Source organism: Tatumella ptyseos, from assembly GCF_030552895.1.
Classification (GTDB): Bacteria; Pseudomonadota; Gammaproteobacteria; order Enterobacterales; family Enterobacteriaceae; genus Rosenbergiella; species Rosenbergiella ptyseos_A.
Window position 1 is genome coordinate 265,454 of the sequence record NZ_CP130649.1, and the last position, 14,848, is coordinate 280,301.

The following is a 14,848-nucleotide window of genomic DNA, read 5'->3' on the forward strand; positions in this document are numbered from 1 at the left end:
CCATTTATGACTTACAACGACTCAGTGAGGAGAGAAATTAAGTCATTTCACATAATTTTATTCAATTACCGGTATTAATACTTGCTGAGCATCAAGTACGGTTCCACTGACGATTCGGCCACTACCGCTATTTTTTACGCGGATCCTGGCACCTTTACCGCCATTCTGTAGCGCGATCCCTGCTGTCGTTAATTCAAGTCCATCTTGCCGAACCACTAGCGTGACAAGTTGGTTACGCGAAATCAGCTTTGGCGTGGCTAAAAGAAGTGGGGACAAAGGTTCTCCAGCACTGACGGCACGCTTAAGGGTCAGTTGCAATGCATCCTCTATTTGCGTCATCACACGAGGGCGCGTCCCAGGTTTTAGCGTCACAGGCCTGAGCTGAATATTCTCCGCATTTAACAGGGTACCGGCCGGCAGAGCAGTTACCGCCACGACAGCCTCGAGACGTAAGGTCACGTTAGCCTGAGCCCGTATTTTCCACTCTCCACTTGATGAGGGACAGCTTATCAGCAGTGGGAAATGGGTAGGTGACTGAGGTAATAAGGGCGCCGAAAAGACCAAGGGAATATGACAAGATGAGAGGCGATTGGCGGGAGTAAAAAGCTGTATGGTCGCTTCGCTCTGTAATGACTGCCAACCTTGCTGTTGCCCCATTGAGTGTATCTGTTGTTCGACCCACAGTGTCGCTTGCTTCTCTATAGGTGATGCAGCCCAAGCTGGACTCACCGACACGATGAGAATACCGCTCATCAATGCAGAGTACAGGGTAAGGATAAAGCGGAAGTTGTCTTTCCTCTTAATAGGTCTCATAAATATAATCCACTGAAAAATAAGCTAAAAATAAAATTTATTTATTGGCATGGAAATTGCTTAAAGATTTCAGGGACTCAGAATAAGGCATCTATTAATGAGCATATCTTTCAGCCGTGCGTTAGGCAATAGCGTACAGGCTATCGACTTACGATTACAACGGGCTGAGATATTAAGCAGTAATTTGGCGAATGCCGATACACCGTATTTTCAGGCCAAAGATATTGATTTTTCAACTGAAATGCAACGCCAGCATACCGAGATGACATCACAGCCGGCACAGGTACTTTTTCGCGTTCCTCAACAAATTGGCGCGGACGGCAACACTGTTGAATTGCATACCGAGCAAGCGGCTTTTGCCAATAACAGTCAGAGTTTTCAGGTAAGTTTATCCTTTCTCTCTATGCAATTGGCCAGTATGCAAAAGGCGATCGAGGGAAAAAGTTAATGAACAGGAGTGATGATGGGATTTAATGCGATTTATCAAATTGCTGGCTCGGCGATGAATGCACAAATGATTCGCTTAAATACAGTAGCCAGTAACCTCGCCAATGCTGACACCGCCTCCTCAACTGCGGACGGTGTCTATCAAGCTAGGGTTCCCGTATTCAGTGCCATCATGAACCAAACGTCCTCGACGGATCCTGCTGCGGGGGCAAGCGTCGCCGTCACCGCGATTAGTGAACAACCTGGTTCAGTGGCGCGCTTTGAGCCGAATAACCCTTTAGCGAATGAGCAAGGCTTTGTCTATTACCCAGCCATTAATACGGTCGATCAGATGGCGGATATGATGTCAGCCAGTCGTAGCTTTGAAACCAATGTTGAGGTGCTGTCAAATGTGAAAAGTATGCAGCAAAGCCTACTGCGCCTTGGCGAGGTCACCTGATGAATATTAGTAACAGCTCGACAACCGCTACTACCACCACTACGAGCGGTACCACGGCGTCAACCAGTGGTAATAGCCAAATTAGCGATATGTTCTTACAGCTTCTGGTTGCACAGATAAAAAACCAAGATCCGACCAACCCGACCGACGGTAAAGAGTATGTCAGCCAATTGGCACAGCTGAGCCAAGTACAGTCTATGGATAGCATCACGAGTTTAATGACCAGTACTTCTCGGCAAGTTAGCTCCTTACAAAAACAGAGTATTGGCGCGTTAACGGGCCAGAAAGTGATGGTGGCGACGGACCAGTTATCGACGGATGGCACAACCGCTGTATCGGGGCGTATTACACTGGCCCATGCCGCGTCCCAGGTTACCTTAACGCTGAAAGATTCTGCAGGTAAGAGCTATCCCGTTTCGCTAGGCGCGGCATCTGCTGGCGATGTGAATTTTACTGTCGATCCACAAGCGTTAGGGTTACCAGTCGGGACTTATAGTATGAGCGTCACGACGGATAATAATCAAAGTAACCTCTCCACTGAGCTACTCGGCACGGTTAAAGCGGTACGTTTTCCGTTATCTGGCAGCGATCCGGTCTTAAGTCTGCAAGGTATTGGCGATGTAAATTACAGCACGATCACTCAATTTACGATGGCATAGCCCTCTACTCCTAAAAGGATACTAACGATGAGTTTTAATATTGCGATTCGTGGACTGGATGCGGTCAGCGCACAGTTAGATACCATCTCGAACAACATCGCCAATGCCGATACGGTGGGCTATAAATCAGGTCGCGAAAATTTTTCGGCCTTATACGTTAATGGCAAAGGAAACGGCGTACTGGATCAGGGTGTTCAGCAAAGTCTAAGTACTAATGGCTCAGTGATTAATGGCTCCAGTAGTTTGGATCTCGCCATCAGTGGTAAAGGCTTTTTCGCCTTAAAAGACACCAATGGTAGCCAAAAATTTACCCGTGCGGGATATGTACAAGTCGATAAGGATGGGTATTTAGTCAATAACGCTGGGCTGCAATACCAGGGCTACCCAGTAGGTACGACTACGGGGGCCGTCTCGTCAATTAAGATACCTCAAACAAGTCAGGGCGCCACGTTAAGCGGGGTAAATCTCGATGAGAAAGGCAACGTTCAGGCGACCTATAGCAATGGTGAGACGACAACTGTCGGGCAAGTAGTGCTGGCAAGCTTTGCCAATATGGACCAGTTAGTACCCGAAGATGGAACCCTATGGCGAGCGACTGAAGGCTCAGGTACGCCGCAATTTGGGGTGGCGCAGACGGGGGTTTTAGGCAGCTTGCATAATGGCTCTCTTGAGTCATCGAACGTCGATTTAACCAGCGAATTGGTTAACCTGATGAGTGCACAGCGTAACTATCAAGCTAATACCAAAGTGATTAGTACCGATAGCAGCATGTTTACTGCGCTGTTCCAAGCTATCTAATGGACAGATTACTTTACACCGCGCTGAGCGGGGCAAATGTGGCACAGCTTCAACAGCAAGTTCATGCCAACAACTTGGCGAACGTTAATACAGAAGGGTTTCGTGCCGACCTTGCCTTCGCACAACAACAAGCGTTGTCGCAGCGTCCGAATGAAACACGGGTGCTGAGTGCAGAACAACCTTCTGGGGTCGATCTGTCTACCGGCGCTATCCAGTCGACAGGCCGTAATTTGGATGTTGCCATTCAAGGCCATGGCTACCTCACTCTCGTCACGCCGAACGGTGAAGCCTACACCCGAAATGGCGCACTGATGATCGATCAGCAAGGGCAAATGCTGGTGCAGGGCTATCCGGTCGCCGGAGATAACGGCCCGATTGTTTTACCGCCATTTTCTTCGGTCAGTATCGGTGTAGACGGGATTATTTCCATCGTGCCGCAAGAGAGTGGTAATACCACACCGATCGAGGTTGATCGGATCAAGTTAGCCAGCCCCCCTGCGGCGAGCTTATCAAAAAATGAGCAAGGTCTACTGGTCAGCAGTAACCGAACGACGCCAGTGGATGAAACGATCAGTTTATCTTCAGGGCACCTTGAAGGGTCGAATGTCTCAGCGATCGGTGAAATGCTGGCGAGCATGTCGATCAACCGTCAATTCGAAGCACAGATCAAAATGATGAAAACCGCCGACGATTTAGCGTCAGCGGGGAATCAGTTACTGAGAAATAGTTAAGCGAGCGTAAAACATGAATCCAGCTTTATGGATAAGTAAAACAGGTTTAAGCGCTCAAGATGCGCGCCTGACCTCTATTTCCAATAACCTAGCCAACGTGAATACCACCGCTTTTAAGAAGGATCGTACCTTATTTGCGGATCTGTTTTACCAAAATCAACGTGCGCCGGGTAGCCCTCTGGATCAACAAGATAATACCCCTATCGGTACCCAATATGGGACAGGCGTAAAAATTGTGGGAACCCAAAAAGAGTTTAGTGTGGGTAACATACAAAATACGGGGCAAAAATTAGATGTCGCCATTACCGGCGACGGCTTTTTCCAAGTGCAAATGGCTAACGGCGATATCGCTTATACTCGCGCCGGAAATTTCCAGCGAAATCAAGACGGTGTCCTCACTACGGCACAAGGCCTACCCTTACAACCGCAAATTGATATTCCTGCCAACACCACGGATATCCAGATTGGTAAAGACGGAACGGTGCGTGCAACCGTTGCCGGTCAAAGCGACCCGGAAGACCTTGGGCAGCTCACCTTGGTGAATTTTATGAACCCGGCGGGACTAGCCGCACAAGGCGATAACCTTTATCAAGAAACGGCGGCGAGTGGTGAGCCAACAGAAGGAACACCGGGTGAAGATGGGCTGGGACAGTTGGAGCAAGGCGCACTGGAAGGGTCTAACGTACAGGTCGTGGAAGAGATGGTCGATATGATCACGGTACAGCGTGCCTATGAGATGAATGCCAAAATGGTCTCCGCTGCGGACGATATGATGAAATTTGTGACCCAAACGCTATAGGAAAGACAATGCGCTACCCGTTGTTTGTGATGATCGCCATGGCTTTTCTGTTGTCAGGATGCGAAAGCTCGCCTTATTTGGTTAAAAAAGACGATGAAGCTTATGCGCCACCGGATGAAATTTTGGCGCCAACGCCCACTAATCATGGGGGAGGCGTATTTACCTCTGGATTCAATTGGTCGTTGACACAAGACCGACGCGCTTATCGGGTCGGCGATATCTTAACGGTAAGGTTGGATGAAGCGACACAGGCCAGCAAGCAGGCAAAAACTGGTTTTGATAAAAAGAACGACACCACTTTCGGTATCCCGAATGTTTTCGGTCATTCGGTAAATAGCCTTTCTGCCTCGGTCGATGGCGATCGGACCTTCAATGGTAATGGCAGCTCGCAGCAACAAAACAGTTTGAAGGGCTTTATTTCGGTAGCCGTTTACCGCGTATTGGCCAACGGCGTACTGGTGATACGCGGGGAGAAGTGGTTGACCCTTAACCAAGGGGACGAATATATCCGCATCACCGGATTAGTTCGCGCAGATGATATTGATCGAGATAACTCGGTCAATTCGCAACGTATTGCTAATGCGCGGATCTCTTATGCCGGACGAGGGGCATTGAGCGATGCTAATAGCGCTGGCTGGCTCACCCGTTTCTTTAATCATCCACTTTTCCCAATGTAAGGGGCATTCAGTGCGTTATCGACTTCCACACTGGCTCTGGCTAGCGTTACTCCTCCCTACCTACGTCTTTGCCGCGCGATTAGGCGATTTAGTCGATGTTGAAGGGATTCGGGGAAATCAGCTGATTGGTTACAGTTTAGTGGTTGGACTGGACGGAACGGGAGATAAAAATCAGGTCCGTTTTACCAACCAATCCGTCACCAATATGCTGCGCCAATTTGGGGTACAACTCCCCGCCAAAATTGACCCTAAGGTTAAGAATGTCGCGGCAGTGGCGGTCAGTGCGGTGTTGCCGCCTGGTTACAGTCGTGGTCAAGCGATTGATGTCACTGTTTCATCCATCGGTGATGCAAAAAGCTTACGCGGTGGCACGCTACTCTTAGCGCAATTACGAGGTGCCGATGGTGAAATCTATGCGCTTGCCCAAGGTAGCGTGGTGGTTGGCGGAATGCAAGCACAGGGGAATAGTGGTTCAAGCATTACCATCAATACACCGACCGCCGGACTGATTCCTAATGGGGCGACGGTCGAGCGGGAAATCGCGACCGATTTTCAGAGTAATAATCTGGTCTATCTTAACCTGCATCGCCCTGAGTTTAAGACCGCGAATAATATCGCCAACGCCTTAAATCAAAATTTCGGTTACGGCACCGCAACGGCAGAGAGTGCAACGCGGATCGCTGTCAAGGCTCCGCTTAGTCCTGGCAGTCGAGTCGCCTTTATGTCTGCCTTGGAGGATGTTGAGGTAACTCCAGGGAAAATGTCACCGCGTGTCGTCTTCAATTCGCGTACCGGAACCGTCGTGATTGGCGATAATGTCGTGGTCCACGCTGCCGCGGTCTCCCATGGCAGCTTAACGGTGACCATCCGCGAGTCAAACGCCGTCAGCCAACCGGGACCATTAAGCAACGGCCGCACAGCCGTTACACCGCAAAGTGAACTCAGGGTTAACCAAGGCAACGGCCATAGCGTCGTGATTCCAACTGCGACCACGCTACGCAGTATTGTGAATGCCTTAAATGGTTTGGGTGCTACACCGGACGATATTATGTCGATCCTACAAGCTTTGCATGAAGCCGGTGCATTAGATGCGGAATTGGTGGTGATATGACCGTTTCATTAACCGGCTCAGTTGGGTTAGGTGAGGCACTGGTTCCCGGGGATATTGGGAACCAGCAGAAACCACACAGCTTATCGCAAGCCGCTGAACAGTTTGAGAACCAATTTCTCAGACAGATGATTAAAGAGATGCGCCATGCAACGGACGCATTAGTCAAAGACTCGCCAGTGGACAGTAAGCAGCAAGCCCTCTGGCGTGACTTTTATGATGACCAATTGAGTGCCAATTTGGCGGCAACCCACTCTACCGGCTTAGCGGAAATGATCGTCAAACAGCTTTCTCCTAAGGCAAGCCCTTCAGAAATCGACCCGAGCGGTCGTTCTGAATCGGTAGAACAGACATTTAGGGATCAAAGCTGATGATGAACCTTTTTACTATTGCCGCCCAAGGTGCACAAGCGGCTCAGAACCAGATTTCCGTCAGTGCGGGAAATATTGCCAATCAGCAAACGTCGGGCTATTCCCGTCAATCGATCACTCAAACCGCATCGGTGGTGGGGAATCTTGGCAACGGGGTAAAAACTAGCGATGCTAGCCGCATTACGGATCAAACCCTTAATCAAGCACTTTGGCGCACGCAGAGTTCGGTCGGGTATTATCAGTCGTTAAATAGCTGGGGGACATCATTAGAAAAGGTTATCTCCTCCAGCACCACACAGCCCTCCACGCTATTAACTAGTTTTTTTAACTCGGTCAGTGCATTAACTAGCCAGCCTGACTCTACGGCGTACCGGCAGCAATTGATCAGCTCAGCGACCAGCTTAGCCAATGGTTTGTCGCAAACCAGCCAGACTCTCGCCGACCAACAGACCAGTATTGGTCAGCAACAGCAGTCTACCCTTCAACAAGTTAACCAGCTTTCCTCACAAATTGCGGATCTCAATCAGCAGATTGAACGCTTAGGTGGAGGCGCGGAAAGTAATAGTTTGCAAGACCAGCGTGATCAACAAGTCAAAACACTGAGTGGATTAATCGAGGTATCGGTCGAGAAAACCGATAGCGGCAGTTATACCTTAACCACTCAAGGGGCTACGCTGGTTGAGGGAAAGCAAGCCGCAGTGCTTTCCTCGACTACTGATGCGCAAGGTAATTGGCAGCTACAGCGTCGTATGGGGCAAGAGTCATCAACGTTATCAGCGGCCACCGGCGGGCAGCTGGGCGCCTTGCATGACTATCAACAGCAAGTGCTTTCACCGTTACAAACGCAAGTCACCGATCTGATGCAGTCAGTAAGTGATAAGGTCAATAGTACCCTGGCCAATGGCTATGATTTGCAAGATGAGCAGGGTAAAGCGTTATTTACTGTCACAAAGGATAGCGCCGGCATCACTCGATTAGCGACCACTGACTTAACCCCCGCTCAGCTCGGCTTATCACTCGAGCAAAAAACGCCTGCAAACGGCGATAATCTTAACGCGTTGAGCGGATTACAAACGGCAAGTGATATTACCGATCAAGCCACAGCGATTACCAGTCACTTGGCCTTGGCCAATAGCCAGAGCAGTAATCAGCTCGCGGTGGCCAATGCCGTGACTCAGCAGTGGCAGCAACAACGTGACAACTTAAGCGCGGTAAACAAAGATGAAGAAGCTGTTAATTTGCAGACTTACTTACAATCTTATCAAGCCAATATGAAAGTGATGTCAGTCGGTAATCAGCTATTTAGTGAACTACTCACGCTATTTAGCTAACGGAGGAAATTATCATGCGTATCAGTAGCCTCAGTCAGCCGCAACGAATGTTGGCGACCTTAGAAACCAGTAATACTCAAATACAGAAGCTTCAAGATCAGTTAGCGACGCAGCAGAAGCAGGACTTACCCTCTGAGGATCCGCTCAATGCTGCGCGTACCGCAGCCGTGACCCAACAACAGGCGATGACTGCGCAGTATCAGCAGAATATTACCTCGGCGAATGATGCCTTAACGCGCCAAGATACGTTACTCAGTAGCATGAGTGATCTTGTGTTGTCCTTACAAGACCAGCTACGCAGTATGAATAATGCTACGCACACGGCGAGCACCTCGGCAGGCGATAAGGCTCAACTTTCCAGCCTGAGTGAAGGGATCGTTAATCTTCTTAACAGCCAAGATGCGCAGGGGCACTATATTTTTGGTGGCACCAATAACACGCAACCGCCGGTGGTTAAGGTCGAGGGTAAATACCAATGGCAGGGGAACGATGAAACGGCCAACGTGCAGGTCGGACAACAGCAACGCATTAGCGCTGGAACTTCGGTCAGTTCGCTGTTCGCGGCAGGGAGTGATTCACTGAGTTTCTTGAATCAGATCGGTGAGCTCACCCAGTCTTCGAGCCAATCTGTAGCAGATAGCACGACGCTTTCAGCATTGATCCAACAGAGTAGCGATGCGTCGGATAAAGTCAGTAGTGCTAGAGCGTCCATCGGTAGCCGTCAAAACCAGCTTACCCAGCTCTCAGATATGTATACCGATCTGACCGCTGCCAACAGTGAAGTATTAAGCCACTTACAAAGCGCGGATACTGCCGAAACGACGCTGCAATTGCAATCTTGGATGAAGACGGTGGAATACAGCAGCAAGGCGTATGGTTTAATGAATCAGTTTTCCCTCTTTGATGTAATCTAATCATGTTATCACCACTCTCTTCCGGTTCTTTTAACCGCCCCCTTAGTAGTGATGGGGCGATGCGTGCCCAACCCTCCGCCGTTCCGACGACCCACGAGGTGCTTGAGCGGGTCTCCTCATCACGGCAAGGGACAAGGTTTCCGGACGAATTGCTGATCAGTCGCGACCCTCAGCGCTTTAATACGCAATTAAATCTACAAATTACCGCTGTACAGCGGGCCAGCGACTATTTGAGCGAAGCAGAGTTATCGCTGAGAGGGTTAGCACAGACGATGAGTCGAGAGAAGCGACAGCTTCAGCTACGTCGAACTCGTCAACTGGTTGACCGGCGGCTTCAGCAATCTGGGGGAACGGTAGATCGTAATTTTACTGCCTGCTTAGATCGCCCCGCACAGATTATTTTTCAGTGTGAAGCCTTAGACACCTTATTGGCGACGGAGCAACGAGAAATCATTACTTTTGCTTTGGGCGAAGGGACTTTTCGTCGCTGGGCCTCTTTAATAATGTTGCCTGAAATGTCGTTAGGACAGCGACTTTTTGCGCTTAATCGTGCGTTGGGTCAGTTTGGGATCTGGTGTTATTACGATCTGCCAAGTCAGCGTTTGTTGTTTACGTTAGCGGAAAGCCAGTGGTTAAGCCTGGCGACCTGGACAGTACGAGGAGGGGGGATCTGTTTTGCGGCCGATAGCTTAACTCTATTACGTCCTCAGCCCATCACTTGTTTCGAACAACAGTTACAACAGCTGCTAACCGGCGATACCACTGCTGTCGGACTGAGTGCGGAACAAGCGGTGCGATATTTACAGCAAGCACAGCAAAAATTATTAAGGCATCGACAACAAGTTGACCACCAGCTGGCGCAACGCGACCTTCCTGTAGAGGGCCAACAAGCCTTACGTATGGCAAGGCTTGTCCGCCAGCAACTTTCGGCGTGCCATGGTGGATTCCGAAGTTTAAATCAAGCCTTACAATGCCAAGCGAACCTACCGATTGCCGCGGTCTACCAGTTAATTATCGGTGAATAGAAAAAATTTACGCTAGCCCTTTATTTTTGTGAGACGCCAGTCGTTATTAACTTTAGTTACTACACATCGTCCACTTTTGAAGGAGCCGTCAGATGGCTATTACACTTTTTACTAACTCATCCGCAATGTCTGCCAGCAACGCATTACAAAAAGCGAACTCAACCCTGTCGAGCGCGATGGAGCATTTAGGTACCGGTAAACGTATTAACAAAGCGTCTGATGATGCGGCAGGTCTGCAAGTCGCGACCCGTCTACAAGGTCAAACCAATGGCATGGCGGTTGCTCAGCGTAATATCGCCGATGCGTCGACGATGCTGCAAACCGGTGAAGGAGCGATGGATGAAGTCAGTAATATCATGTACCGCATGAAAGATCTGGCGACGCAAGGCGCTACTGATACCAATACTGCCGATAGCCGTAAAGCGATCGATACAGAGATGGATAGCCTGAAAACAGAGCTTAACAGCATCATGGGCAACACCTCTTATGCGGGTAATAAGTTGTTTAGCGATACGAAAGATTCATCAGGAGCAGTAACCAGTAAAGCGAAAATGGGGTCAGCAATGACTTTCCAAACGGGATCAGAAAGTGGTGAAACGACTAAAGTTGATGTTTCATCGCAGCTTGCGAGTGTATTTAGCAGCATTAGCTCATTATCTACTGCATCGGTGCAGGATACTGCAGCAGTAGCAGGAACGGCTGAAGTTAAAGATGCAAACGGCAACGTCACCACTCCCGCTGTTGCCGCGAAAGATGCTGTATCTGGCACTGCTAATGCCAATGCCCTGATCGATACCTTAAATACGGCACTCGATAATGTCTCAAGCTTACGTTCTTCATTCGGTGCGTCAATCAATGGTCTTAGCCATGCTTCCGCTAACTTAACCAATATGAAAGACAACACCGACCAAGCACTGGGTAACATCCAAGATGCGGATTTCGCGTCGGAAGCCTCGAAAATGACTCGCAGCCAAATGCTGGCACAAACCAGTACCTCAATGCTTAAGCAATCAAACAGCATGTCCAGCTTAGTGATGAGTATCTTAGGCTAAGACTCTTAGCGAGAGGGAGTGACCCTCTGCTTTCCTCTTCGTCAATAAAGCGGAAGATCTTCTTCCGCTTTGTCGTTTCTTATTCACCGCTGGACGGGATTTGACAAGCTGGCATGATTATTGCTTAAACCTAATATAACGCCGATCCCCTAGCCAGTTGATGAGTTTTTCAAGCGGGTATAACCACCATGACCGATATCAGTTCTCTTGATCCGCAAACCCTCGCGACGCAAATGGCCGGATACGATATTCAAGCGGCGCAAAGTGCCGCGACTAAACAGCAAAGCTCGCTCACCACGCAGAGTAATAATCTCAGCAAGTTAAAAACGGCACTGACCACTTTTCGTAGTAGTCTGGCCAGTTTAAACAGCACGACACAAGGGATGTTGGTCAATTCCGCGACCACAAGTCAATCAACCGTGGCGACAGTGACGACCACTTCGCAAGCGAATCGCGGGACCTATTCACTCAGTGTCAGTCAACTTGCTTCGGCCCAGCAAACCGCGTACACCGGTTTAACTGATGAGATGGTTAAGCAGGCGAGTGGTTCATTGACGCTCGCGGTGCAAGATAAAAGTATTTCGATTGATATGGGTAAGCTAACGTCATTGGCTGACTTCGCCGATGCCGTCAATCAAGCGACCGATAATCCCGGGGTCACCGCCTCATTGATTAAAACCGACGGCAAAGTGCAATTGATGTTGAGTAGTGACGAAAGCGGCATAGCCAATGCGTTAACCCTCACTACCAGCCAATTGGACAGTCAAACTGCCGCAGCGCTCAATCAAGGCGTAGAGATCTCTGCGGCAAAAGATGCGAAAGTCAGTATTGGCTCTCTAGCCTTCAGTAGTAGTTCTAATAAATTGGACTCGCTGATTGAAGGGGTCACCATCAACTTACAGACTGTCACGGCGGCAGACACCCCCTTAACCTTGACAGTCGGTACCGATACGAGCGGTACTCAAAAAAATCTGCAGACCTTTATCGACGCCTATAACAGCTTACGTTCGGTGTTGGATACGCAAGGCTCGGCGACTGGCGGTAACGATGGCTTAGTCTCCTCACTGAATACTGAGTTAAACAGCGTGATTCGTGGAACCGCTAATGGCTTTGATATGACCCGCTTTGGCGTGACTTCTGATAAAGACGGTAAGCTGACGTTAAATAGCGATACGCTGAAAACACAACTGAGTAAAAATCCACAATCGATCAACCAATTTTTTAATAGCCAAGGGCTGCTCTCGACGATTGATAAATCGATGAATAACTACCTCAGCACCAGTCATGGTGTCTTACAAAGCCGCCAAGAGGTTCTCGATCGACAACAAAGTGATATCACCGATCGGCAAACTAAAATAACCACCCGCTATAACGACGCCTATAACCGCTACTTAACGCAGTTTACGAAATTAAAAAGTGCGATGCAGGATATGAATAATACCCTGAGCAGCTTATTAGGTTAACGAGACAGACTATGTACAGTAATGACAACCTTGATGGCTACGACTATCTTTCTGCCGATTTGGAACGCCAAGTGGCGACCGCAACGCCTCATCAGCTGGTGCTAATTATGTTTAGCGGACTCATGGATGAGTTGGTCAGAGCGAAAAGCCATATTCATGCGAAACGCTATGAACAAAAAGCGCACAGTATTAATCGTTGCATCGATATCCTTAATGCCTTAAGTAGCGCGCTGGACCTTGAACAAGGGGGGGACTTAGCCCGATCCTTAGCCAGCCTTTACGATTATGCTGTCCGTTGTCTGTACGAAGCGAGCCACCAACTTTCCGTCGATAAAATTACGGAGGTTGAAGCCTTATTAACTGAAATTGAGGCCGGTTGGCGCGAGATGGCGGTATAACATATGGATGAGCGGCGCTTGCAGCAGTTAATGATCGCGATGAAAGACGCTATCCGTCTGCAGGACTGGGATGCTTTGTCCCGTGCGAACCAACAACTGGCCTTAAGCCTACAAACGGAAGGAATTACGGATCAGCAGCGTCAGCAACTCCAGCATTTCTACCGGGTAGGTTTGGCCGACTGCCAACGTCACGCGGAAACCTTGTGGCTGAAAATTCAAAAAACGCTGGATGACCGCGAAGTGATGGCGGCATATGCCTGTTTCGGTGATAACGAGAGTTTCTCGGGGTAGATGAATGGAGCTAACTTCACTAACTTCAGTGACCTTGATGTCGTCCTACACTCCGGTAGCGTCGATACCTGAGGTGTCGGCACAAGCCGACTCCTCAACGGCATCTTTTTTATTAGCTCCCGTCGTGGCAGATTCACTCTCTTTCAGTGAGGCTGCGCCTGTTACGGAAAGCGCGCTGAGTACGGAAGAAGCACAACCTTTGCTGGATAATTTACAGGCTCAATTCTCCTACCGCGAGGCGAACGGGCAGGGGCAGAGTGAGGTCGGCTTAGCGACCCACACAGACTCTCAACCCTTTGCTGAGAGTCCAGTATTAGGCCTTCCCTTAAATACAGTGAAACGACGAGTGAATGATGAACGGGTTGAAAGTGATAGTCCTACGACGTCTGAGGTTCCCCTTGCGTCAGAGCAGGTAGACCAGACCGTTGTGCCACACTTTTTCTTCTTTCCACCGCCGGATGAACGTCCAGAAACTGGCCAGAGTGACCTCAACTCACACCCATTACTTAGCGCAGAGGGGATGACCTCCCCTATGCTCGTGGAGCAAACGCCAACCGATATCTTAACGGCTTCATCCTCGGGAACGCTGTTCACCACACATAGCCTCTTACCGAAAACCGCCGGACAGGACGTGTTGACATTGCCTCTGACCTTAAGCCGCGATCAAACGGGTTACGCGCAACCCTTAGTCACCGCTCTCAGTGACCACATAACCTGGCAGATTTCTCAACATCAGCAGAGTGTTGAGCTGCAATTGCACCCCGCGGAACTTGGGGCAATGACCATTACGTTGCATATGAATGCCGGCGGACTGCAACTGCATATTCATGCTGAGCTACCGGAAATTCAGCAATTGGTGCAGCAAACGGCGAATGAATTAAAAGAGAACTTAACGCTCAATCAAGGGGGACAAGTAGAAGTCGATGTGTCGTCACAAGGCCATCAGCAACGTCGTCAGGCGCCCCAGCCGCAAAGTTCGAAGGTCATTACCGCTAACAACCCTAGTGTTACCGACACTCAGACGTCGGCAACCGATCACTCTATTTTAATTACGCTATAAGAGTCCGCTATGAAGAAATCACTCCTCCTAGTATTAATCGTTATTCTCCTCGCCATCATTGGTGTGGGCGGTTGGTGGTTAATGGCCGATCATAAAACCGAAAATAACGAGACGCAGGGGATGGGAAGTTGGTTTAAAAGTAAACCGCCTCAAGCGAGTTTCATAGAAATTAAAGATTTAGTCATTACCTTACAGGCAGAAGAGAATCGGCCACGTTATGTATTGTTAGATATCGTGTTAGTGGTACGAGGCGAAGAACAGTCGACTCAAGCTCAGGCCTTTGAGCCGGCGATACGCAGCGCGACGGTGGCTCTGTTGAATAATCAGCCATTCGATCAAGTCAGATCGCGTACGCTGCCTGAATTACACGATCAATTGCTTAAGCGCTATCAAGACGAGGCTAAACACCTTGGCTTCCAGGTGCTGCCGTTCGACGACATCATGATCAGTAAAATGGTTTTCCAATAAGTGA

19 protein-coding genes are annotated in these 14,848 nt (G+C 49.3%); 18 read left to right on the plus strand and 1 reads right to left on the minus strand.

Annotation, left to right across the window (positions count from 1 at the left end):
• Positions 1 to 57: 57 nt before the first annotated feature.
• Entirely contained in the window at positions 58 to 813 is a 756-nt protein-coding gene (gene flgA / locus QJR74_RS01375; RefSeq protein ID WP_304372845.1) for a flagellar basal body P-ring formation chaperone FlgA, read from the minus strand.
• 97 nt (positions 814 to 910) lie between these two features.
• Here flgA and QJR74_RS01380 point away from each other — a divergent pair, with 97 nt between their 5' ends.
• The 18 genes from QJR74_RS01380 to QJR74_RS01465 all read left to right on the plus strand — a co-directional run bounded on the left by QJR74_RS01380 (position 911) and on the right by QJR74_RS01465 (position 14,844).
• Complete coding sequence (locus tag QJR74_RS01380) at positions 911 to 1,261, plus strand: flagellar basal body protein (protein WP_304372846.1); 351 nt, start codon at positions 911 to 913, stop codon at positions 1,259 to 1,261.
• Positions 1,262 to 1,276: 15 nt separating this feature from the next.
• Positions 1,277 to 1,699, plus strand: a complete 423-nt coding sequence (gene flgC / locus QJR74_RS01385; RefSeq protein WP_304372847.1) for a flagellar basal body rod protein FlgC — start codon at positions 1,277 to 1,279, stop codon at positions 1,697 to 1,699.
• Positions 1,699 to 2,358, plus strand: coding sequence for a flagellar hook capping FlgD N-terminal domain-containing protein (locus tag QJR74_RS01390; RefSeq protein WP_304372848.1), 660 nt, complete (start codon positions 1,699 to 1,701; stop codon positions 2,356 to 2,358). The genes flgC and QJR74_RS01390 overlap by 1 nt, the downstream gene beginning before the upstream one ends.
• A gap of 27 nt (positions 2,359 to 2,385) precedes the next feature.
• Entirely contained in the window at positions 2,386 to 3,156 is a 771-nt protein-coding gene (locus tag QJR74_RS01395; protein ID WP_304372849.1) for a flagellar hook basal-body protein, read from the plus strand.
• Positions 3,156 to 3,887, plus strand: coding sequence for a flagellar basal-body rod protein FlgF (gene flgF, locus QJR74_RS01400; RefSeq protein WP_304372850.1), 732 nt, complete (start codon positions 3,156 to 3,158; stop codon positions 3,885 to 3,887). Before QJR74_RS01395 ends, flgF begins: the two co-directional genes overlap by 1 nt.
• Positions 3,888 to 3,900: 13 nt before the next feature.
• The gene (gene flgG, locus QJR74_RS01405; protein ID WP_304372851.1) at positions 3,901 to 4,686 is read left to right on the plus strand and encodes a flagellar basal-body rod protein FlgG; all 786 of its coding nucleotides are present in this window, start codon (positions 3,901 to 3,903) and stop codon (positions 4,684 to 4,686) included.
• A gap of 8 nt (positions 4,687 to 4,694) precedes the next feature.
• On the plus strand, positions 4,695 to 5,363 hold the full coding sequence (gene flgH / locus QJR74_RS01410) for a flagellar basal body L-ring protein FlgH (RefSeq protein ID WP_304372852.1): 669 nt from the start codon (positions 4,695 to 4,697) through the stop codon (positions 5,361 to 5,363).
• A gap of 10 nt (positions 5,364 to 5,373) precedes the next feature.
• Entirely contained in the window at positions 5,374 to 6,474 is a 1,101-nt protein-coding gene (locus QJR74_RS01415) for a flagellar basal body P-ring protein FlgI (protein WP_304372853.1), read from the plus strand.
• Positions 6,471 to 6,842 carry a rod-binding protein gene (locus QJR74_RS01420; protein ID WP_304372854.1) on the plus strand — a complete coding sequence of 124 codons (372 nt, stop codon included), beginning with the start codon at positions 6,471 to 6,473 and terminating at the stop codon, positions 6,840 to 6,842. Before QJR74_RS01415 ends, QJR74_RS01420 begins: the two co-directional genes overlap by 4 nt.
• On the plus strand, positions 6,842 to 8,173 hold the full coding sequence (gene flgK / locus QJR74_RS01425; RefSeq protein WP_304372855.1) for a flagellar hook-associated protein FlgK: 1,332 nt from the start codon (positions 6,842 to 6,844) through the stop codon (positions 8,171 to 8,173). Before QJR74_RS01420 ends, flgK begins: the two co-directional genes overlap by 1 nt.
• Before the next feature lie 14 nt (positions 8,174 to 8,187).
• Positions 8,188 to 9,087, plus strand: coding sequence for a hypothetical protein (locus QJR74_RS01430; protein ID WP_304372856.1), 900 nt, complete (start codon positions 8,188 to 8,190; stop codon positions 9,085 to 9,087).
• Between the two features lie 2 nt (positions 9,088 to 9,089).
• Positions 9,090 to 10,112 (plus strand): hypothetical protein, encoded by a 1,023-nt coding sequence (locus tag QJR74_RS01435; protein WP_304372857.1) that lies wholly within the window; start codon positions 9,090 to 9,092, stop codon positions 10,110 to 10,112.
• 92 nt (positions 10,113 to 10,204) lie between these two features.
• Positions 10,205 to 11,164, plus strand: coding sequence for a flagellin N-terminal helical domain-containing protein (locus QJR74_RS01440; protein ID WP_304372858.1), 960 nt, complete (start codon positions 10,205 to 10,207; stop codon positions 11,162 to 11,164).
• Positions 11,165 to 11,352: 188 nt separating this feature from the next.
• The gene (gene fliD / locus QJR74_RS01445) at positions 11,353 to 12,627 is read left to right on the plus strand and encodes a flagellar filament capping protein FliD (RefSeq protein ID WP_304372859.1); all 1,275 of its coding nucleotides are present in this window, start codon (positions 11,353 to 11,355) and stop codon (positions 12,625 to 12,627) included.
• An 11-nt stretch (positions 12,628 to 12,638) separates the two neighbouring features.
• Positions 12,639 to 13,025 (plus strand): flagellar export chaperone FliS, encoded by a 387-nt coding sequence (gene fliS, locus QJR74_RS01450; protein WP_304372860.1) that lies wholly within the window; start codon positions 12,639 to 12,641, stop codon positions 13,023 to 13,025.
• 3 nt (positions 13,026 to 13,028) lie between these two features.
• Entirely contained in the window at positions 13,029 to 13,316 is a 288-nt protein-coding gene (locus QJR74_RS01455; protein WP_304372861.1) for a hypothetical protein, read from the plus strand.
• A gap of 4 nt (positions 13,317 to 13,320) precedes the next feature.
• Positions 13,321 to 14,376 carry a flagellar hook-length control protein FliK gene (locus QJR74_RS01460; RefSeq protein WP_304372862.1) on the plus strand — a complete coding sequence of 352 codons (1,056 nt, stop codon included), beginning with the start codon at positions 13,321 to 13,323 and terminating at the stop codon, positions 14,374 to 14,376.
• Between the two features lie 9 nt (positions 14,377 to 14,385).
• Entirely contained in the window at positions 14,386 to 14,844 is a 459-nt protein-coding gene (locus tag QJR74_RS01465; RefSeq protein ID WP_304372863.1) for a flagellar basal body-associated FliL family protein, read from the plus strand.
• The last annotated feature ends 4 nt before the right edge of the window (positions 14,845 to 14,848 follow it).